This window comes from Stenotrophomonas sp. GD03777 (assembly GCF_029842485.1).
Taxonomy (GTDB): domain Bacteria; phylum Pseudomonadota; class Gammaproteobacteria; order Xanthomonadales; family Xanthomonadaceae; genus Stenotrophomonas; species Stenotrophomonas sepilia.
Genome location: NZ_JAOCGL010000038.1, coordinates 1 through 18,037, shown reverse-complemented (window position 1 = coordinate 18,037; position 18,037 = coordinate 1). Strand labels below are relative to the sequence as shown.

At 67.7% G+C, this 18,037-nt stretch carries 17 protein-coding genes; 7 read left to right on the top strand and 10 right to left on the bottom strand.

Translation table 11 applies throughout. The features are described 5' to 3' along the window. Positions 1–52 precede the first annotated feature (52 nt). The 3 genes from N5E02_RS10295 to hda are packed head-to-tail and all read left to right on the top strand — an operon-like array spanning position 53 to position 3,065. Entirely contained in the window at positions 53–1,192 is a 1,140-nt protein-coding gene (locus N5E02_RS10295) for a DUF2066 domain-containing protein (protein WP_032953985.1), read from the top strand. After that, entirely contained in the window at positions 1,189–2,358 is a 1,170-nt protein-coding gene (locus N5E02_RS10290) for an AI-2E family transporter (RefSeq protein WP_053500214.1), read from the top strand. Before N5E02_RS10295 ends, N5E02_RS10290 begins: the two co-directional genes overlap by 4 nt. Then, entirely contained in the window at positions 2,358–3,065 is a 708-nt protein-coding gene (hda, locus tag N5E02_RS10285; RefSeq protein ID WP_053500213.1) for a DnaA regulatory inactivator Hda, read from the top strand. The genes N5E02_RS10290 and hda overlap by 1 nt, the downstream gene beginning before the upstream one ends. Positions 3,066–3,482: 417 nt before the next feature. Here the strand turns inward: hda and murU are convergent, their stop codons facing one another. The 4 genes from murU to N5E02_RS10265 form a co-directional block, all read right to left on the bottom strand. Further along, complete coding sequence (murU, locus tag N5E02_RS10280; RefSeq protein ID WP_279946231.1) at positions 3,483–4,193, bottom strand: N-acetylmuramate alpha-1-phosphate uridylyltransferase MurU; 711 nt, start codon at positions 4,191–4,193, stop codon at positions 3,483–3,485. Next, on the bottom strand, positions 4,190–5,215 hold the full coding sequence (locus N5E02_RS10275; RefSeq protein WP_279946230.1) for a phosphotransferase: 1,026 nt from the start codon (positions 5,213–5,215) through the stop codon (positions 4,190–4,192). The genes murU and N5E02_RS10275 overlap by 4 nt, the downstream gene beginning before the upstream one ends. A gap of 63 nt (positions 5,216–5,278) precedes the next feature. Next, entirely contained in the window at positions 5,279–5,548 is a 270-nt protein-coding gene (locus N5E02_RS10270) for a GlsB/YeaQ/YmgE family stress response membrane protein (RefSeq protein WP_005415577.1), read from the bottom strand. 69 nt (positions 5,549–5,617) lie between these two features. After that, entirely contained in the window at positions 5,618–7,111 is a 1,494-nt protein-coding gene (locus N5E02_RS10265; protein WP_279946233.1) for a M20 family metallopeptidase, read from the bottom strand. 199 nt (positions 7,112–7,310) lie between these two features. Here N5E02_RS10265 and N5E02_RS10260 point away from each other — a divergent pair, with 199 nt between their 5' ends. The 4 genes from N5E02_RS10260 (at position 7,311) to N5E02_RS10245 (ending at position 10,461) form a co-directional block, all read left to right on the top strand. After that, positions 7,311–7,637: a helix-hairpin-helix domain-containing protein gene (locus tag N5E02_RS10260; RefSeq protein WP_032953992.1), complete on the top strand. Its 327-nt coding sequence runs from the start codon at positions 7,311–7,313 to the stop codon at positions 7,635–7,637. Between the two features lie 352 nt (positions 7,638–7,989). Further along, on the top strand, positions 7,990–9,075 hold the full coding sequence (locus tag N5E02_RS10255) for a L,D-transpeptidase (protein WP_065177935.1): 1,086 nt from the start codon (positions 7,990–7,992) through the stop codon (positions 9,073–9,075). Positions 9,076–9,092: 17 nt separating this feature from the next. Beyond that, complete coding sequence (locus N5E02_RS10250; protein ID WP_065185834.1) at positions 9,093–9,818, top strand: murein L,D-transpeptidase catalytic domain family protein; 726 nt, start codon at positions 9,093–9,095, stop codon at positions 9,816–9,818. Positions 9,819–9,852: 34 nt separating this feature from the next. Further along, positions 9,853–10,461, top strand: a complete 609-nt coding sequence (locus N5E02_RS10245; protein ID WP_088496716.1) for a HutD family protein — start codon at positions 9,853–9,855, stop codon at positions 10,459–10,461. A 116-nt stretch (positions 10,462–10,577) separates the two neighbouring features. On the opposite strand, the gene N5E02_RS10240 is transcribed toward N5E02_RS10245, so the two are convergent. The 6 genes from N5E02_RS10240 to N5E02_RS10215 all read right to left on the bottom strand — a co-directional run bounded on the left by N5E02_RS10240 (position 10,578) and on the right by N5E02_RS10215 (position 17,919). After that, positions 10,578–12,182 carry a sulfite reductase subunit alpha gene (locus N5E02_RS10240; protein ID WP_065185836.1) on the bottom strand — a complete coding sequence of 535 codons (1,605 nt, stop codon included), beginning with the start codon at positions 12,180–12,182 and terminating at the stop codon, positions 10,578–10,580. Continuing rightward, the gene (locus N5E02_RS10235; protein ID WP_139726787.1) at positions 12,179–13,150 is read right to left on the bottom strand and encodes an FAD:protein FMN transferase; all 972 of its coding nucleotides are present in this window, start codon (positions 13,148–13,150) and stop codon (positions 12,179–12,181) included. The genes N5E02_RS10240 and N5E02_RS10235 overlap by 4 nt, the downstream gene beginning before the upstream one ends. 56 nt (positions 13,151–13,206) lie before the next feature. Beyond that, entirely contained in the window at positions 13,207–14,010 is an 804-nt protein-coding gene (locus N5E02_RS10230) for a DUF4198 domain-containing protein (RefSeq protein WP_053496840.1), read from the bottom strand. Between the two features lie 121 nt (positions 14,011–14,131). Next, complete coding sequence (locus N5E02_RS10225) at positions 14,132–14,650, bottom strand: DUF2271 domain-containing protein (protein WP_065177931.1); 519 nt, start codon at positions 14,648–14,650, stop codon at positions 14,132–14,134. Positions 14,651–14,690: 40 nt separating this feature from the next. Then, positions 14,691–15,329 (bottom strand): PepSY-associated TM helix domain-containing protein, encoded by a 639-nt coding sequence (locus N5E02_RS10220; protein ID WP_053496843.1) that lies wholly within the window; start codon positions 15,327–15,329, stop codon positions 14,691–14,693. A 169-nt stretch (positions 15,330–15,498) separates the two neighbouring features. Then, on the bottom strand, positions 15,499–17,919 hold the full coding sequence (locus N5E02_RS10215) for a TonB-dependent receptor (protein ID WP_279946229.1): 2,421 nt from the start codon (positions 17,917–17,919) through the stop codon (positions 15,499–15,501). Between the last annotated feature and the right edge of the window lie 118 nt (positions 17,920–18,037).

The following is an 18,037-nucleotide window of genomic DNA, read 5'->3' as shown; positions in this document are numbered from 1 at the left end:
ATTGGCGCAAAGGCCGTATTCGGGCAACAATTCCCCCGGATTCGTCGAGCCAATGGATGTCCTGATGCGCCGCAGCCTGATTCTGACCCTGCTCCTTGCACTGAGCCTGCCGGTGGCCACGATGGCCCAGAGCGGCCTGCGCACCGAGGGAGATGTTGCCACCGCCTCGGGTGCGTACGAGGCCGAAGTGCCCGTCAACAGCCAGGCCGAAGCCGATCGCAACGGCGCCCTGGCCCGTGCCCTGAGCGTGGTGTTGGGCAAACTGTCCGGCGACCGCAACGTGATGTCCCGCCCCGGCGTGGTGCAGGCGCTGCGCAACGCCAAGGACTACGTGGCCAGCTACGACTACAAGCAGGACCAGAGCGTGGGCGCCAGCGGCGCGCCGAGCTTCAGGACCCTGCTGGTGGCCCGCTTCCGCGAGGATGACGTCGACTCGCTGGTCTCGGCGCTGGGCCTGCCGCTGTGGCCGCAGCCGCGGCCGAAACCGGTGGTGTGGTTGGCCGTCGACGACGGCAGTGGCCCGCGCCTGGTCAGCGTGCAGCAGGCCAACGCCGCCCGCCCGCTGCTGAACCGCGCCATCGAGCGGGGTTACAAGCTGGGCCTGCCCAGCGGCGGTGCCGCCGAACAGGCGCTGGCCGGTGCCATCTGGCGCCAGGACAGTGCCGCCGTGGCCCGCGCCTCGTCGCGCTACTCGCCGCCGATGCAGCTGATCGGCAAGCTCTACCGCGCCAACGGCGGCTGGCAGGCGGACTGGGTGTTCGTCGACAACGGCCGCGAGCTGAACAAGTGGACCAGCAAGGACGCCAACGCCATGCGTGCGATGGCCGCCGGTGCCGATGGCGCCGCCGACGCGCTGGTCAAGCGCTATGCCAAGGCGGGTGCCGCCGTCGGTCAGGCCGGGACCTACCGCGTGGTGGTCACCGGCATCAACAGTGCCGACGACTACCTGCGCCTTGCCGCCGGCCTGCGCGAGGTGCCGGTGGTGCGCAACGTCACCCCGCTGCACGCTTCGGCCGGCCAGCTGGAGCTGAGCCTGGAGATGACCACCGGCCTGGCCGGCTTCAACCGCATGCTGGGCGACAATGGCGTGCTGGTGCCCAGCGCGACGCTGCCGGCCCTGCCGACCCCGATCGATGACACCACCGGTGCCCCGGTGGCCGCGCCGGTCAGCAACGAGTACCGCTTGCGATGACCCTGACCCCGGAAGCCGAAATCGCGCAGTTCCTGCGCCGCCTGAAGTACATCCTGTTTGCCGGCCTGGTCGGCTGGGTGGTGTGGCTGCTGGCACCGATCCTGACCCCGTTCGTGCTGGCGCTGGCGCTGGCGTGGCTGGGCGATCCGCTGGTGGACCGCATCGAGGCCACCGGCCGTTCGCGCATGACCGGCGTGGTGCTGGTGTTCGCTGCGATGGTGCTGGTGATCGTGGCGCTGCTGCTGGTGCTGGTGCCGATGATCGAGCGCCAGATCACCACCCTGATTGCGGTCGCGCCGCAGGCACAGGCGTGGCTGATGGAGAAGGGGATCCCCTGGTTCGAGCAGAAGACCGGCCTGGAAGTGATGCAGTGGCTGGATCCGGACCGCCTGATCGAATGGGTGCGCAGCCACTGGCAGCAGGCCGGCGGCTTCGCCACCACATTCATGGGCTACGTCTCGCGTTCGGGCTTTGCGATGGTGACCTGGGTGGTCAACATCCTGCTGCTGCCGATCCTGGCGTTCTACTTCCTGCGCGACTGGGACAAGCTGGTCGAGCGGGTGGCGTCGGTGATTCCGCGCAACCACATCGGCACCATCAGCGCGTTGGCGCGCGAGTCCAACGAGGTGCTGGGGGCGTTCATCCGCGGACAGTTCCTGGTGATGCTGGCGCTGGGCGTGATCTATGCCGGCGGCCTGTCGCTGGTCGGCCTCAAGCTGGGCCTGCTGATCGGCCTGATTGCCGGCCTCATCAGCTTCATCCCATACCTGGGCGCGACCACTGGCGTGCTGATGGCGGTGATCGCGGCACTGGTGCAGGCGCAGGGCTTCGACCTGAAGCTGCTGATCCTGGTGGGCGTGGTGTTCACCGTGGGCCAGCTGCTGGAAAGCTACGTGCTGACCCCGCGTATCGTCGGCGACAAGATCGGCCTGCACCCGGTGGCAGTGATCTTTGCGGTGATGGCCGGCGGCCAGCTGTTCGGCTTCCTCGGCATGCTGCTGGCGCTGCCGGTGGCGGCGGTGACCAACGTGCTGCTGCGCTATGCGCATCAGCGCTACCGCCAGAGCGAGCTGTACGTGGGCGAGAAGCCGGCGATCGTGCTTGATGGCGTAGTGGACGCCCCCCATATCATCGTTCCGAACGACAAGGGCCCCGACCTGAAGTGATGGGTGTGCCGCAACTGCCGCTGGCCCTGCATTACCCGCGGGACCAGCGCCTGGAGACCTTCATCGGCGCGCCGGACGGCGCGCTGGCGCAGCTGCGCGCGATCGCGGTTGGTGCCAGCCACGACTGGGTCTACCTGGAAGGTGCGGCGGGAACCGGCAAGACCCACCAGGCGCTGGCGATGTGCTCCAGCGCCGAGCAGGCCGGGCGCCTGCCGACGTACGTGCCACTGGCCAGCGCAGCAGGCCGCGTCCGTGCAGCGCTGGATGGGCTGGACGCACGCGAACTGGTGGCGCTGGACGGGCTGGACGAGGTTGCCGGCAATCGCGAGGACGAGATCGCGCTGTTTGATTTCCACAACCGCGCGCGCGCTGCAGGTGTAACCGTGCTGTACACGGCGCAGAAGGCGCCGGGCGAGCTGGGCCTGGTGCTGCCGGACCTGCGTTCGCGCCTGGGCCAGTGCGTGCGCGTGCTGCTGCAGCCGCTGGATGAGGAAGGTCGTGCTGCGGTGCTGCGCGAGCGTGCACTGCGACGCGGCCTGGCCATCGACGAAGCGGCCATCGAATGGCTGCTGTCGCACACCGGCCGTGAGCTGGGTGGATTGATCACCCTGCTGGACTGGCTGGACCGCGAATCGCTGGCGGCGAAGCGGCGGATCACCGTGCCGTTCCTGCGCCAGGTGCTGGAAGAAGGCCGGCCTCGTTACTGAGGGTGGGGTTTGTTTGCAGGGCTGCGCCCTGCACCCGCCGAAGCCGAAGCAACGTCAACGTCAAAAGCGGGCTATCCGTGGGATGGCGGGGTGGGTCCGGTTGCGGGGGACGCTGCAAGTACGTCCATGTAAGCTCGGTCGCCGCATCCATGCGGCTCACGCCCCCGCAACCGGACCCACCCCGCCTTCGACAGCTTCCCGCGGTCTGCCGGGACTGCGTACTGCACTGCTGTTGGTGGGTGTCGACCTTGGTCGACACGTGTCTTGCTTGTGGTGGGTGACGACCGTTGGTCGTCACTGGAGCAAGCGCAGCGAAGCGACACGCTTTTGCTCTTCTTTCTTTCTTTCTTTCTTCCGTGGCTGGACGCGCCCGGCCAAGCAAGGCTTCTGCTCTCAAAACATCCAGCCACGAGGGGCTCAGCCGTTCGCTGCCAACTCCACATCCAGCGCGCGCAGGCGATCCACGGTACCCACATCGGTCCAGCGCCCACGATGGTGCTGCCCCGTCATCAACCCCTGCGCCATGAAATGCTTCTGCAGCGGCACCACCGAGAACTTCGGCGGAACACGCTCGCTACCCGGCGCATCGCCGATCACCGTGCGCCAGTCGGCCACGATGGAGGGGCGATACACGCCGATGCCGGCATAGGTCAGGCACGGCCCTGCGTGGTCGTGGTGCAGCAGGCCCTGCGCATCGAGTCGGTAGTCACCGTTGGGGTGTTGCGCCGGATTGTCGACCAGCACCAGGTGTGCCTGGCCCTGCGGCTCGCGCGGCAGCGTGGCGAAATCGAAATCGGTCCAGATATCGCCGTTCACCACCAGGAACGGAGCATCGCCCAGCACCGGCAATGCGTTGAGGATGCCGCCGCCGGTTTCCAGCGGGGTCTGCCCTTCGTAAAGGAAATGCAGACGCAGGCCCCACTGGCTGCCATCACCCAGCGTCGCCGGGAACTGCTCGGCCAGCCACGCGGTGTTGACCACTACCTCGCGCACGCCGAGCGCCGCCAGGCGTTCCAGGTGCCAGACGATCAACGGCTTGCCGGCCACTTCCAGCAGCGGCTTGGGTGTGTGCAGGGTCAGCGGGCGCATGCGCTCGCCGAGCCCGGCGGCAAACACCAGCGCCTTCATCGGGCCACGCGCATTGGTGCGCCGAGGTCGGCCAGCGCCGGCTTGATGCGGTTTTCCAGCAGCTGCTGCAGGGGAGCCAGCTCGCGATAGCGTGGCAGCACTTCATCCAGATAGCCGATGAAGCGCGGTGCGTCGTCCAGGTAATGGCCCTTGTTGTCGCGGTAGCGCAGGCGGCAGAACAGGCCGAGGATCTTCACGTGGCGCTGGATGCCCATCCAGTCGGCATCGCGCAGGAAGGTGGCGCGGTCGGGCACCGGCAGGCCGGCGTCGCGCGCGCGTTCGTGGTACTGCGCCAGCCACTCGTCAACGCGCTGCAGCGGCCAGCTCAGGAAGGCGTCCTTGAACAGGCTCACCGCGTCGTAGGCGATCGGGCCAAGCACCAGGTCCTGGAAATCCAGCACCGCGGGGCCGTCGTCGACCGGCATCAGGTTGCGCGGCATGTAATCGCGGTGGGTCATCAGCTGGGCCTGGCCCAGCGCGTTGTCCATCAACCGGCGATGCACCAGCTGCAGCCCCTCGAGCTCACCGCAGTCCAGTTCCAGGTTCAGGTGCCGCTGCAGGAACCATTCGTCGAACAGCCCGGCATCGCGTTGCAGCAGCGCCTCGCCGAACTGGCCGAAGTCGGCTGGCACCGCAATCGCCTGCAGGCGCAGCAGCTGTTCGATCGAGCGGCCAAACCATTCATCGGCATTGCGCGCGTCGAGGATCATGGCCAGGGTCGGACCGCCGAGATCTTCCAGCAGCAGGAAGCCGGCCTCCAGGTCCTGTGCCAACAGCGCGGGCACGCGCAGGCCGTGGTCGTGCAGCAGGCCGCGCATGCGCAGCCACGGCCGCGGATCTTCCAGCCCCGGTGGGGCGTCCATCACGATGTGGCTGCCACGGGTGCTGGTGGTGCGCCAGTAGCTGCGCATGCCGGCATCGACCGAAGCGCGCTCGACCACCGCGCTGGCATCGTCGAGCTGGGTACGGGCCCATTGCAGGCGCCGCGCGCTGCGCTGGGGATCGGAGGCGGGTTCGGTCATGCGGGCATATCCGGGGGCGCTGGGCGCGCCAACGTCGGGAACAGGAAGGGAAGGGGGACGGGGTCAGCGGCGGCCGCTGAACAGGCGCAGGACGGCCAGCACGGCCACCGCGCCCACCACCGCACCGAGGAAGCCGGCCGGTTCGCCGGGGGCGTACCAGCCCATGTACTGGCCGAACCAACCGGCCAGCAGCGCACCGAGGATGCCCAGCACGATGGTCAGCAGGCAGCCCATGCGGTTGTTGCCGGGCATGAAGAAACGCCCGAGCAGGCCGACGAAGAAGCCGACCAGCAGGATGTACAACCAGCTGCTGCTGCCGAACAGACCATTCATGCGCGCGGATTCCGCTTGAGTGTGGACGCAGCCTAGCAAGGCCAGGCTGCGTCCGTCACCGGTGCCGGATCAGCAGCAGCCGTGGTCGCCGTGGCGGGTGCCGCTGTCGGCAGCCACCGGCGAACCGCTGGTCTCGCCACGCAGGCTGGCGGCGTAGTGCTCGCTGATCACCTTGGACACGCAGGCGGTGACCTTCTTGCCCATCGGGATGTGCAGGAACTCATTCGGGCCGTGCGCATTGGAGTGCGGGCCGAGCACGCCGGTGATCATGAACTGCGCACCCGGGAACTTCTCGCCCAGCATGCCCATGAACGGGATCGAGCCGCCTTCGCCCATGTACATCGCCGGCTTGCCGAAGAAGGCCTGGCTGGCGTCGTCGATGGCCTGGGTCAGCCACGGCGCCATCGCCGGGGCGTTCCAGCCGGTAGAGGCCTTTTCCAGGTCCAGGGTGACCTGCGCGCCGTTCGGCGGATCGCGCAGCAGCGCTTCCTTCAGCAGCTCGCCGCAGGTCTTGCCATCGGCGGTTGGTGGCAGGCGCAGCGACAGCTTCACCGAGGTCTGCGGGCGCAGCACGTTGCCGGCCGATTCCAGCGGCGGCATGCCGCCCACGCCGGTGACCGACAGCGCCGGGCGCCAGGTGCGGTTGAGCACCAGCTCGGTCAGGTCCTCGTTCATCGGACGCAGGCCGTCGACCATGGGGAACTTCTCGAAGATCTCGGTATCGACCACTTCGGCAGCGCGCCTGGCCTGTTCCTGGCGCTCGGCGGGGATTTCGACGTTCATGCCGTCGATCAGGATACGGCCGGTGTCCTGGTCCTCGATGCGCGACAGCAGTTGGCGCAGCAGGCGGAAGCTGGACGGCACAACGCCGGAGGCATCGCCGGAATGCACGCCTTCGTTGAGCACCTTCACGGTGAAGTTGCCGCCGGTCAGGCCGCGCAGCGAGGTGGTGCACCACAGCTGGTCGTAGTTGGCGCAGCCCGAATCCAGGCAGACCACCAGCGAGGGCTTGCCGATGCGCTCGGCCAGGTGGTCGACGTAGGCCGGCAGGTCGTAGCTGCCGGACTCTTCGCAGGCCTCGATCAGCACCACGCAGCGGGCGTGCGGCAGGCCCTGGGCCTGCAGCGCCAGCACCGCGGCCAGCGAGCCGAAGATGGCGTAGCCGTCGTCCGCACCGCCGCGGCCATACAGCTTGTCGCCGCGAAGGACCGGCCTCCACGGGCCGAGATCGTCATCCCAGCCAGTCATTTCCGGCTGCTTGTCCAGATGGCCGTAGAGCAGGATGGTGTCGTCGCCGGTTTCGGCGCCGGTCGCTGGAATTTCCAGGAAGATCAGCGGCGTGCGGCCTTCCAGGCGCACCACTTCAACCTTCAGGCCGGGCAGCTGCTGGGCCCTGGCCCAGTTCTCCATCAGGGTGACCGCCTGTTCCATATAGCCGTTCTGCACCCAATTGGCGTCGAACATCGGCGACTTGTTGGGAATGCGGATGTAGTCGACCAACTGCGGGACGATTTCGCTGTCCCACTTGTCATTGACGAATTGGCCGAGCTTGGCGCTGTCCATCTGAAACTCCGGTTGCATGGGCTGATCCGGCCATTCTACGCCTGTGCCACGGGTAGGGTTTTTCCTACATCACGTCGGGTATTTGGCTGGCTTACGGAAATCCGGGAAACCGATAGGCTGTGCACATGTGGTGACGGACACTGTTCCTGCCGACGGGATTGCCGGTCGGGGCGGCCAGAATCACAGGGAGATACACGTCGTGCCTTGGAGTGTCGTGTTGAGGGCACTGGTGCTGGTAGTGGGGATCGCTGGGGCGCATGCCGCCGAACCGATCGACATCAACCGCGCCGATGCCCAGGCGCTGCAGCAGGGATTGACGATGGTCGGAGCCGCCAAGGCCGAGGCGATCGTCGAGCACCGGCGCAGACACGGCCCGTTTCATCGCGTCGAGGACCTGGCGCAGGTGAAGGGGATAGGGAAAGCGATCGTCGAACGGAATCGACAGCGGATCACCGTAGGCAACAGGTTGTTGCCGGCGGATCCGGTACCCGGATCGGTACCGGTGCGGACCGTACCCAGGCGCTGACAGCAGGAATCGTCGGAACCGGCAGGAGGCTGGTTCAGCGGTCACGGACAGGACGGCCGTGACCACCGACCGCCGCAGGATGCGGCACCAATCACCAGGATGGTGGCATCACAGACCTGTGGAAGGGGCTGAGATACAAACAGGACAGACGCGGCCGCGTGCAGGACGCAACGCTTCCCCCACAGCGCAGGATGCGAGGGGGCGGCAGCAGGCCGACAAGGACGTAACGATTGCCCGGTACGACACATGGCTGTGTCGCCGGGCAGTTTCATTTCCGGCGCCAGGTTTTGCCGCGGCCACCACGGGCCGATGGTGTACGGTGGCGGCTCCGCATGGAAAGGACCCCCGCTGGATGCTTCTGCACCGTCCAACCACTCTGATGCTCGCTCTTGCACTGGCCCTGCCGCTGCTGGCCCATGCCGCTGCGCCGGCACCGGCTGCCAAGCCCGCAGCTGCCACTGCCGGCACCGCCGAGGTGCGCGGGCCGACCGACCTGAAACCGGGCGAATACCTGTGGCATCCGGAAATCTCGCCGACCGGCCCGATCGTGCTGGTGGTCAGCCTCGATGAGCAGCGTGCCTACGTCTACCGCAACGGTATTGCCATCGGCCTGACCACGATCAGCTCGGGCAAGGCCGGGCACGAGACACCGACCGGTGTGTTCACCATCCTGCAGAAGGACAAGGACCACAAGTCCAACCTCTACAACAGCGCGCCGATGCCGTACATGCAGCGGCTGACCTGGGACGGCATCGCCCTGCATGGCGGCAGCCTGCCCGGGCATCCGGCCTCGCACGGCTGCGTGCGCCTGCCGCAGGCCTTCGCGCAGAAGCTGTTCAGCGAAACCCAGCGCGGCGATACCGTCGTGGTGGCCGATGCCAAGAGCTCGCCGATGACCCTGGCCTATCCGTCGGTGCTGGCACCGGTCAATGCACGCGGCCAGGCCCTGCCGGAGACGGAGGGTGGGGCGCCGGCACAGGCCTGGTGGAACGACAGCGCGGCGCCGGCCGGGCAGGTCGGCATCCTGGTCAGCCTGCACGACCAGCGCCTGTACGTGCTGCGCGATGGCGTGATGATCGGCGAGTCGCCGCTGAAGGCCGACGCGCTGCCGGCCTTCCAGGGCACCACCCTGTTCGTGATGGGGCAGGGTTTCAGCGATACGCCCAGCCCGCTGGACGCGAACCAGCGCCTGCACCAGTGGACGGCCTACCCGTTGCTGGGCCAGGACCGCGCCCAGGCCACGCCGGACCTGCTGGCCACGCCCTCGCTGCCGATGGCGCTGCCGGCCGAGTTCGCCCGCCAGCTGTACCGGGTGCTGGTGCCAGGCACGACCCTGCTGGTGACCTCGCTGCCGGCGGTCCGCCCAAGCCCGGCTGAATCCGGAATGCAGCCGGTCTTGGAATCCGAGCCGCCAGGGTCCACCCTCAAGGGCAACTGAGTCCCTTCGTTGTGCCCATGACTGCATCCCGCCTGTGCCGGCTGGCCGCGTTCGGCCTGCTGGCGACCTCGGCCAGCGCCCCGGCGCTGGCACAGACGCCCGCCCTCGCCACCAGTGCCGAAGATCTGGCTGCCTTGCTGTCGCGCAGTGCGCCCAAGGCCGACCGCCACGTGTTGCAGCTGGCGGCGCGCGCCATGCGCTGTGCGTTGCAGCGGCCGGAGCTTGGCATCAACGGTGACCGACTGAGCGTTATCGATTACTCGCGACCGTCCACCGAGCCGCGCCTGTGGGTGTTCGACCTGGCCCACCAGCGCCTGCTGTTCGAGGAATGGGTGGCGCATGGCCGCAACAGCGGCGAGAACCGCACCGAGCACTTCTCCAACCGCGATGGCAGTTTCATGTCCAGCCTCGGCGCGTTCACCGCGCAGGAGACCTACATGGGCGGCAACGGCTATTCGCTGCGCCTGGCCGGGCTGGAGCCGGGCTTCAATGACCGCGCGCGTGATCGCGCGATCGTCATCCACGGCGCGCCGTATGTGAACCCGGCCACCGCGCAGCTGCAGGGGCGGCTGGGCCGCAGCCTGGGCTGCCCGGCGGTGCGCCTGTCGGTGGCCAAGCCACTGATCGATGCGTTGCGTGGCGGCACGATGGTGTTCGCCTATTACCCCGACCAGGACTGGTTGAAACACTCGCAGCTGCTGGCCGGCGGGTGCGGCGGCCAGGGCACGCTCGCCACGCGGTGATGCACGATGGCGCGCGGCGTGATGCAATGCGCCGATGAACGTCGACTCCCTGCTGCACACTCCGAGCCAGGTCATCTCACGCCTGGACTACCGCCGCGAACGCTGGCGCAACGGCCTGGGCTGGACCCGCGAGATCCTGCGCCTGCCCGCGCAGGGCGACGACTGGGCGCTGCGCCTGTCGGTGGCCGAGATCGAGCTGGACGCCGCGTTCTCCGCGTTTCCCGGCGTGGAGCGCGAGCTGGTGCTGCTGCAGGGCAATGGCGTGCGCCTGCGCTTCGAGGATGGCCGCGTGGCCGAAGTCCTGCCGCCGCATGGGCGCGTGCGCTTTGCGGGCGAGGAAACGCTGCACGGCGAACTGGTCGACGGCACCACCCACGACTTCAACCTGATGTGGAAGCGCGACCTGCTGCAGGCCGAACTCCTGCACCGGCCACTGGTGGGCAGCATGTTCTTCTTCTGCGAACCAGGCGTGGCCTGGGCGCTTTACCTGTTGGCCGGTCATGCCGAATTTGGAGCTGACAGCGGTCTGCCGCCGATGCACGCTGGCGATACCGCGTGGTTGGCGGCCGGTGAACGGCAAAGGCATGCGTTGCAGGGCGGGGGCGAGTTGCTGGCGATCCGGGTCAGTGCGGCGGCGGGATGATTCCTGGGCGCCGGTGGGTACCATCCACGCATGGCGTGGATCTACTTGCACTGCGGTTGCCACCCTGCCTGGACACGCCGTTCAGTAGATCCACGCCATGCGTGGATGGGGCGACCTCAATACACATCGCGCCGGTAACGACCGGCCAGCAGTAGCGCTTCCTTGTCCGCAGTCCCCAGCACCTGCTCGATCACCGCATCCACCGCCGGGGCCATGCCCTGCAGGCTGCCACAGACCAGGATCGTCGCGCCTTCATCCACCCACTGCCGCAGTGTTGCTGCTTCGGCCAGCAGGCGGTCCTGCACATAGCGATGCACACCGCCATCGCGGCTGAACACTGCATCCAGCCGCGCCAGCGTGCCATCGGCCAGCATCGCCTGCAGTTCTTCGCCGAAATGGAAGTCATGCGCGGCGGTGCGCTCGCCGAACAGCAGCCAGGTACGGCGCGCGCCACTGCGTACGCGTTCGTGCAGGTGTGCGCGCAGGCCGGCGATGCCGGTGCCGTTGCCGATCAGCAGCAGCGGTACCTCGGCGGCGACGCCATGGAAATTGTCGTTGCGGCGCAGGCGCAGTTGCACCGGTTCGCCAAGTGCGGCGTGGTCGCACAGCCAGCCGCTGCCGATGCCGGGTGTTCCATCGGCGCGTAGCTGGCGACGCAGCAGCAGCTCCACCGCGCCGTCGGCCATCACTGAGGCGATGGAGTACTCGCGATGCGGCAGCGGCTGCAGGGTCGCCAGCAGCGCGGGCAGATCGCCCGGGGGGACCAATGAAGGCAGGTGCGAGTGCGCGACGCGTGCCAGCAACGTCTGCCCGTCATCCAGCACCCTGTCCGCATCGAAGCGCTGTGCGTCCAGCCAGGCACGCACGGTGTGCGACGCATGCTGCGGGCCGATCTCGGCGATGTCGCCGGCCTGCCACTGCACATCTGCGCCGGCCGGTGGCCGCAGGCGCAACCAGTACACTGGACCGCCGGGGCTGCCCGGGTTCAGATGTTCGCGCTGCAGCAGCGTCCACGGCTGGTATTCGGCCGGGCTCCAGTCGGGCATTTCACTGGCGCCACCACCGAGTTGTCCCAGCAGCTGTTGCCAATGACGCAGCGCTGCCGGATCGGCGTTGTCGACCTCGATCACATCGAACAGCGCATGCGCGCCGTGCTGCCGCAGCCATTGGTCAAGCTGGTGGCCGAATCCGCAGAAGTGGCCGTAGCTGCGGTCGCCCAGCGCGAGCACGCCGTAGTGCAGGTGCTGCAGTGAAGGCGGCGAGACCATGACATCGCGCAGGAACGGCAGCGCGTGGTCAGGCGGATCGCCCTCACCGGTGGTGCTGGCGATGAACAATGCACGCTGGCTGCCGGCCAGCAAGGCGGCGTCGACCTCATGCAGACCGCGCACGCGCACCGGCACGCCGGCACCACGCAATGCCTCGCCACTGCGTTCGGCCAGCTCGCGCGCGAAGCCGGTCTGGCTGGACCAGACCAGCAGGATCGGTGCGGCATCGCCAGAGGCAGCATGGTCGCGCGGTCGCCCACGCCACCACAGTGCGGCGCAGGCCAGCGCATACAACGCCGTAGCGAGCACCGCGATCTGCGACTGCCGCGCCGGTGGCGCGCCCTGCCACCAGGCTTCGCCCAGATGCAGCCGCAGCAGCGCCCAGCCGATCACTGCCAGCAGGAACAGCACCAGAGCGTTGCCGAGCCACGCGCGCGACGGACGGGTGCTCATGCGCCTTGCTCGTCGAGCAGGCGCTGGAAGGCGCTGCTGAGAAATTCGAGTGGGCCATCCGCTGCGCGATGCAGGTAGCGCGCCGCCAGGCCTTCGCGCTCGGCCAGCGCCATGCCCTGGTCGCGACCGAGTACGGTCAGCGCGGTTGCCCAGGCATCGGCGTGCATCGCATCGCCGGCCACCACCGTGACTGCCGCAGCGACCTGGCGCACCGGCCTGCCAGTACCCGGATCGAGGCTGTGGCTGTAAGCCTCGCCATCGGCGTGGTACTGGTGCCAGCGATCGCCGGAGGTGGCCACCGCCCGGCCATCCAGTGCCAGCACGCGAGGCGGGGTGTCGGTCCGCGCATCTTCTTCCGGTGCGGACTCCACCAGCACGCGCCACGGCTGGCCATCCGGTTTGCGGCCGTAGCCGGCCAGCTCGCCGCCGACCTCGATCAGCGCTGCCGCAATGCCTTGCCCTCGCAGCCAGGCAGCCACGTGATCGACGCCGAAGCCCTTGGCGATCGCAGAGAGATCCAGTTGCAGTCCACCCGGTTGTAGCAGCGCATCGCCCTGCCACTGCAGGCGCCGCCAACCGCAGCGCTCGCGCGTGGCCTGTACGGTGGTGGCATCGGGTTGGCGGCGTTCGCCGGCGTGTGCACCGAAGCCCCACAGCGCAACCAGCGGACCGATGGTGGGATCAAAGGCGCCGCCACTGGCGGCAGCGATGGCCTGTGCGCAGGCCAGAACGTGGCGGGTCTCGGCCGGCAGCACGCACCATTGGCCCGCGTTGGCGCGGTTGTAGCGACTCAGGTTCGAGCCGGGCTCCCAGGTGCTCATCTGCGCCACCACCGCATCCAGCCGCGCCTGGATGCCGGCATGCAGTGGATGCAGGTCGCGCTGGCGCGGCGCGACCAGCGACACGCTCCACGTGGTGCCCATGGTGGTGCCGCCGAGGCGGGCGATGTCGAGCTGGGGATCGGTCATGGTGGTCTACCGCAGGCACGATGCCGGGGCCTGCCCGGCATCGCGGTCCACATCTATTACTGCGGCAACACTTCCAGCGTGGCGACGTAGCTCAGGCGGCGCTTGGCGGCCTGCTTCACCGAGGTCTTGTTGTCTTCGGTGCCGGTTTCCAGCCAGTACATGCCGGCTTCCGGCCAGGTCACCTTGATCTCGCCCCTGGCGTCGCTGGTGAGCTTCAGTTCGTCCTGTGCGTTGCGGTAGCGGGTGGCACCCCGCACGATCTCGAACTCCAGGCCGGCGGTCGGCTTGCCATCGACCAGCACGCGGAAGGTGGCTTCTTCGCCGGCGAACAGGTCGTTCGGGTGGCCAACAGCGACCAGCTCGATCCCCCGGTTGGTCGGCTTCAGCGCGGTGTCGTTCGGCGCACCGTTGGTGACGAAGGTCTCCACGCGGCCCACCGACTGGCTCAGTTCCAGCTTCTTCGCGTCCTTGGGCAGTTCGCCAAGGGTCGCCACGCTGCCGCGCCAGCGCTTGCGCTCGCCGTTCTGCTCGTAGGTGGCGAACAGGCCGTCATTGACCGACGCGATGCGGTAGGTGCCCGGCTGCTTCAGTTCGATGTCGAACACGCTGCGGTACTTGCCGGTGGTCGCGTTCTGCGGCTGCACGGTGCTGCCGTCCGGCGCGGTGATCACCAGCGATTCCAGTCGCAGCGGCACGTGGTTGAAGTAGAACAGGTCGTTGGAGACCGCACCGTCGACGGTGATCCACGGTGCGTTGCCGGCGATCACGGTCTGCGAGGGCAGCAGCCAGGCCTTGTGGGCCAGAGCGGAGAAGGGAAGGGCAGCGGCCAGGGCGGCGGCGAGGACGAGCGTGCGCTTCATGCGGAAGACTCCAGTTGGAAGGGGTCGAATCCCTTTCCAACGGAAAGGGCTCTGATCCCGGGGATGTGGCGATGGGGTCAGAGCCCTTCCTGTGGAAGGGATCCGACCCCGGCTCAGACAATTACGGTTTGACGGACAGGGTGACCTGACCCAGTTCGGTGGCGCCCTGCGCCTTGCCGTTCTGCGCGGCGGTGGCCGGCCAGGTGAAGGGGATCTTCAGCAGTTCGCGGCCGCCGACTTCGCGCACCGCCTCCACCACCAGTGTGTAGTTGCCTGGGGCCAGCTGCTTCAGTGCCGGCTGCCTGTCGCTGAACGACAGTGCGTGCCTGCCGGCCGGGCGGGTCGGGCCGGTCACGCCGTCCACCGGCACCTGCAGGGTACGGCCACTCTTGCGCCACCACTGGCGCAGGTCGGGCAGCCACTTGGTGCCGTGGCCCTCGCTGTTGCTGGTCTGCTGGTACCAGACCGACAGGTTGGCCGCGACCTTCTGGTCGGCGCCTTCCAGCCACACCGCCACATACGGGCGGTGGTACTCGGCCACGTTGAGCTTGGGCACTTCGACGTTGATGTCGAGGGTGGTGGCATAGGCCGGCGAGGTGGCCAGCAGGCCGCTGAGGGCGATGGTCAGGGTGACGCGCATGGGGCGGCTCCGGAGGAACGGATGGAATTCACGGTGGAAGTCAGTGGATCAGCAGCAGGGCGATCAACAGCGGGATCATCAGGCCGAGGCCGACCAGCGGCCAGGTCATGCGCCGTTGCCGCGCATGCAGGTGCAGCAGGAACAGGCCGGTGATGCAAAACACCAGGCAGGCCACGGCGAACAGGTCCAGGAACCATCCCCACGCCGGGCCTGCGTTGCGGCCCTTGTGCAGGTCATTGAGGTAGGAGACCACGCCGCGCGAGGTCGATTCGTACTCCACCGCGCCGGTTTCGCGGTCGATGCTCAGCCAGGCGTCGCCACCGGGGCGCGGCAGCGACAGATAGATCTCCTCGGCCGACCACTCGGCCGGGCGCCCACCGATGGCGATGCCCAGCTGCGTGTCCAGCCATTGCCGGGCCGGGCGCGGAATCGGCGCGTTGCCGTCCTCGCGCGTGCCCAGCTGGCCCAGCAGCGCGGCCGGCAGTTCCAGATGCTGGTTCTGCACCTGGGGTTTGGCCTCGATCTTCGCGGCATGGTTAAGAGTCAGGCCGGTCACCGCGAACAGCAGCATGCCGATCAGGCAAACCGCGGAGCTGATCCAGTGCCACTGGTGCAGCGTCCGCAGCCAGAAGCCACGGTTCTGTTGCTGCTGCACGGTGGAAGAGGCAGGACGGCTCACGGCACGGTTCGAAGCGGACGGGGACTGCCCATTACATCATTGATGAGAATAGCTCGCAATTGCGTGTCGTTCTGTATCCCGGAGCAGGCATTCCGGGGTGCCGACCAGCGGCCGGCACTACCGATCGGTAGATCCACGCCATGCGTGGAGCAGGAGCAGGGCGCGGCGATCAGAACTTCGCGTTCAGCGAAATCCAGTAGCTGCGGCGCTGGTCCTTGGTCGCATAGTCGTCCACGCAGTTGAATTCGCTCTGGCTGATCAACAGGCACGACTGCGAGACGAAATCCTTGTCGAGCAGGTTGTTGACCCGCGCGTTCACCGTCAGCCAGGGCGTGGCCTTCCAGCTGCCACCGAGATGGAAGATCGTGTAGTCCTCGTAGTAGCGGGTGTGGCTGGCGCCGTTTGCATCCAGCAGCGTGTCGCGGTAGCGGTCGTAGCGGCCCTCACCGATCAGCGACAGGCTGACCGCTTCATTGATCTGCCAGTTGAGGCTGGCGTTGGCCATGTGTCTTGCCGGCATGGTGCCGCTGATCGGCAACCCCTTCTGTGCGCCACTGGTCTGCTCACTCTTCGTCCAGGTGTAGTTGCCGCGCAGCTGCAGAGAGTCGAGCAGGTCGACATGCGCGGCCAGTTCGGCACCGCGGGTCTCGGCCTTGTCGATGTTCACGCTCTGGGTGAAGGTGCTGTAGCCCAGTGCCGCCCAACCCGGGCCGATGTCCACGCAGTAGCCGCTGCCGGCGCGCGCCACTTCGCAGTTGGGGAAGGTGCCGCCGCTGGCGATCTTGTCTTCGAACGTGTTGAAGAAGCCGGTGACGTTGAAGCCCCAGCGCTGGCCCTCGTAGTAGGCGGCCAGCTCGTAGTTGGTGCTGGTTTCAGGCTTGAGGTTCGGCGAACCGACCAATGGCAGCACGCCCTGGCCACCGAAGCCGGTGATGCCCGGGAACAGCTGGTCCGGTCGCGGGGTCTTGTAGCCGGTGCTGACGCCGCCCTTGAAGGTCCACGCATCGCTGGCGTTCCACACCAGGTAGCCACGCGGACTAACGTGGCTGCCGAACACGTTGTGGTCGTCGTAGCGCAGGCCGAAGGTGGCGGTGAGGGTGTCGGTCAGCGCCCAGTTGTCCTCGGCGAACAGCGCCCACATGCGGTGTTTCTGCTTGACGTTGCTGCGGTAGCCGGCGCCATCCATGCCGAACACGCCATCGACCATGTCAGTGTTGTTGTACTGGCCACCCACCGTCAGCTTGTGTGCGCCGAAGTCCAGGTCGAGCATCGTGTCGAGCACGTAGCCTTCCAGTTCCATGGTGCGCAGCGGGCGCGGCAGGAACGCCTGCAGGCGCGCCATCTCGCTGGGATGGAGTGCGGCCAGCGCATTGCCACGGCCGGCCGCGCAGTTGTTGGAAGCGCCGGTGCGACGGCAGACGTCATTCCACAGCGTCTGCAGGTTGGCACGCTCGTCCAGGGTCAGCGGCAGAGAACGGCCGAGATTGCTGCTCTTGCTGTGGGTCAGCGAAGTCTGCCAGGTGCCGAAGCTGTAGCGGCCCTGGTGGGTCAACGATAGCTGATCGCGCTCGTAGCGCTGGTAGGCGGTGTAGCCCACGCGCGGCTGCACCACACGGCGGGTGACGGTGCCGCTGCCGTTCGGGTTGGGGATCACCGCATTGCCGACGCGCCACAGGCTGGCCAGGCTGTCGAGGGTGCCGGTCTGGCCTTCGCGGTTGTCGTACTTCTGCCGAGACACGTCGTAGTCCAGCCACAGTTCGTGGTCATCGTTGACATGGAAGTCCAGGCGCACCCCGGTATTCCAGTTGGTGTTGGCGACCGATTTGCCGCCACCGCCGAAGCCGATGCTGCGCTCCCACAGGCTGCCGTCGGGCAGGGACAATGCATCCCATTCCGGGTTGGATGCCTTGGCATCGTAGTAGCTGCCGCGTAGTGCCAGGCTGAGGCGATCCTTCAGCAGTGGGCCGCTGAGGTAGAGGTCGGTGGTGCGCGCATCGCCGAACTGGTCGTCCTGCTGCACGGTGAAGCTCTGGCTGACCGAGCCGTGCCAGCTGTCCTGGTTGCGGCGGGTGATGATGTTGATGACGCCGCCCATCGCGTCCGAGCCGTACAGCGTGGACATCGGCCCGCGCACGACTTCGATGCGTTCGATCGCCTCCAGCGGCGGCAGGTAGGCGAACTGGCCGCCACCGAAGTTGTTCGGATAGATCTGGCCGACATTGCTCTGGCGGCGGCCGTCGATCAGCACCAGGGTGTACTCGGACGGCAGGCCGCGCATCGACACGGTGGCGCGGCCGTTCTTGTCGGTCGCTTCCAGGCCCACGTCGATGCCTTCGACGTCGCGCAGCGCGTCGACCAGGCTGGTATAGGGGCGCTTGCTCAGTTCCTCGCGGCTGACCACGCTGATGCTGGCCGGGGCATCGATCACCTTCTGTTCGAAGCCGGAGGCAGTGACCACCACCTTGTCCAGCGTCTGCGGTGCGCCGGCGGCGTCACCGTGGGCGAAGGCGGGGCTGGCGAAAGCCGCCAGCACGGCGCTGGTCAGCAGGGTACGGGACAGGGACGAACGGACACGATGGCGCTGGGCCATGGCAGTTACCTCGAAGGATGCAGGGTGGCGCGATGCCGTGCGCGAAGGGCGCGGCAGGCACGGAAGGCCCGGTCAGGGGCGGCAGGGATGAAGCAGACAGCGGCGTGCAGGCGCGACC

Bases quoted from the DNA above. Each gene is read 5' to 3' on its own strand.
- N5E02_RS10295 (WP_032953985.1), top strand. From the start codon at position 53: ATGGATGTCCTGATGCGCCGCAGCCTGATTCTGACCCTGCTCCTTGCA.
- N5E02_RS10290 (WP_053500214.1), top strand. From the start codon at position 1,189: ATGACCCTGACCCCGGAAGCCGAAATCGCGCAGTTCCTGCGCCGCCTG.
- hda (WP_053500213.1), top strand. From the start codon at position 2,358: ATGGGTGTGCCGCAACTGCCGCTGGCCCTGCATTACCCGCGGGACCAG.
- murU (WP_279946231.1), bottom strand. From the start codon at position 4,193: ATGAAGGCGCTGGTGTTTGCCGCCGGGCTCGGCGAGCGCATGCGCCCG.
- N5E02_RS10275 (WP_279946230.1), bottom strand. From the start codon at position 5,215: ATGACCGAACCCGCCTCCGATCCCCAGCGCAGCGCGCGGCGCCTGCAA.
- N5E02_RS10270 (WP_005415577.1), bottom strand. From the start codon at position 5,548: ATGAATGGTCTGTTCGGCAGCAGCAGCTGGTTGTACATCCTGCTGGTC.
- N5E02_RS10265 (WP_279946233.1), bottom strand. From the start codon at position 7,111: ATGGACAGCGCCAAGCTCGGCCAATTCGTCAATGACAAGTGGGACAGC.
- N5E02_RS10255 (WP_065177935.1), top strand. From the start codon at position 7,990: ATGCTTCTGCACCGTCCAACCACTCTGATGCTCGCTCTTGCACTGGCC.
- N5E02_RS10250 (WP_065185834.1), top strand. From the start codon at position 9,093: ATGACTGCATCCCGCCTGTGCCGGCTGGCCGCGTTCGGCCTGCTGGCG.
- N5E02_RS10245 (WP_088496716.1), top strand. From the start codon at position 9,853: ATGAACGTCGACTCCCTGCTGCACACTCCGAGCCAGGTCATCTCACGC.
- N5E02_RS10240 (WP_065185836.1), bottom strand. From the start codon at position 12,182: ATGAGCACCCGTCCGTCGCGCGCGTGGCTCGGCAACGCTCTGGTGCTG.
- N5E02_RS10235 (WP_139726787.1), bottom strand. From the start codon at position 13,150: ATGACCGATCCCCAGCTCGACATCGCCCGCCTCGGCGGCACCACCATG.
- N5E02_RS10230 (WP_053496840.1), bottom strand. From the start codon at position 14,010: ATGAAGCGCACGCTCGTCCTCGCCGCCGCCCTGGCCGCTGCCCTTCCC.
- N5E02_RS10225 (WP_065177931.1), bottom strand. From the start codon at position 14,650: ATGCGCGTCACCCTGACCATCGCCCTCAGCGGCCTGCTGGCCACCTCG.
- N5E02_RS10215 (WP_279946229.1), bottom strand. From the start codon at position 17,919: ATGGCCCAGCGCCATCGTGTCCGTTCGTCCCTGTCCCGTACCCTGCTG.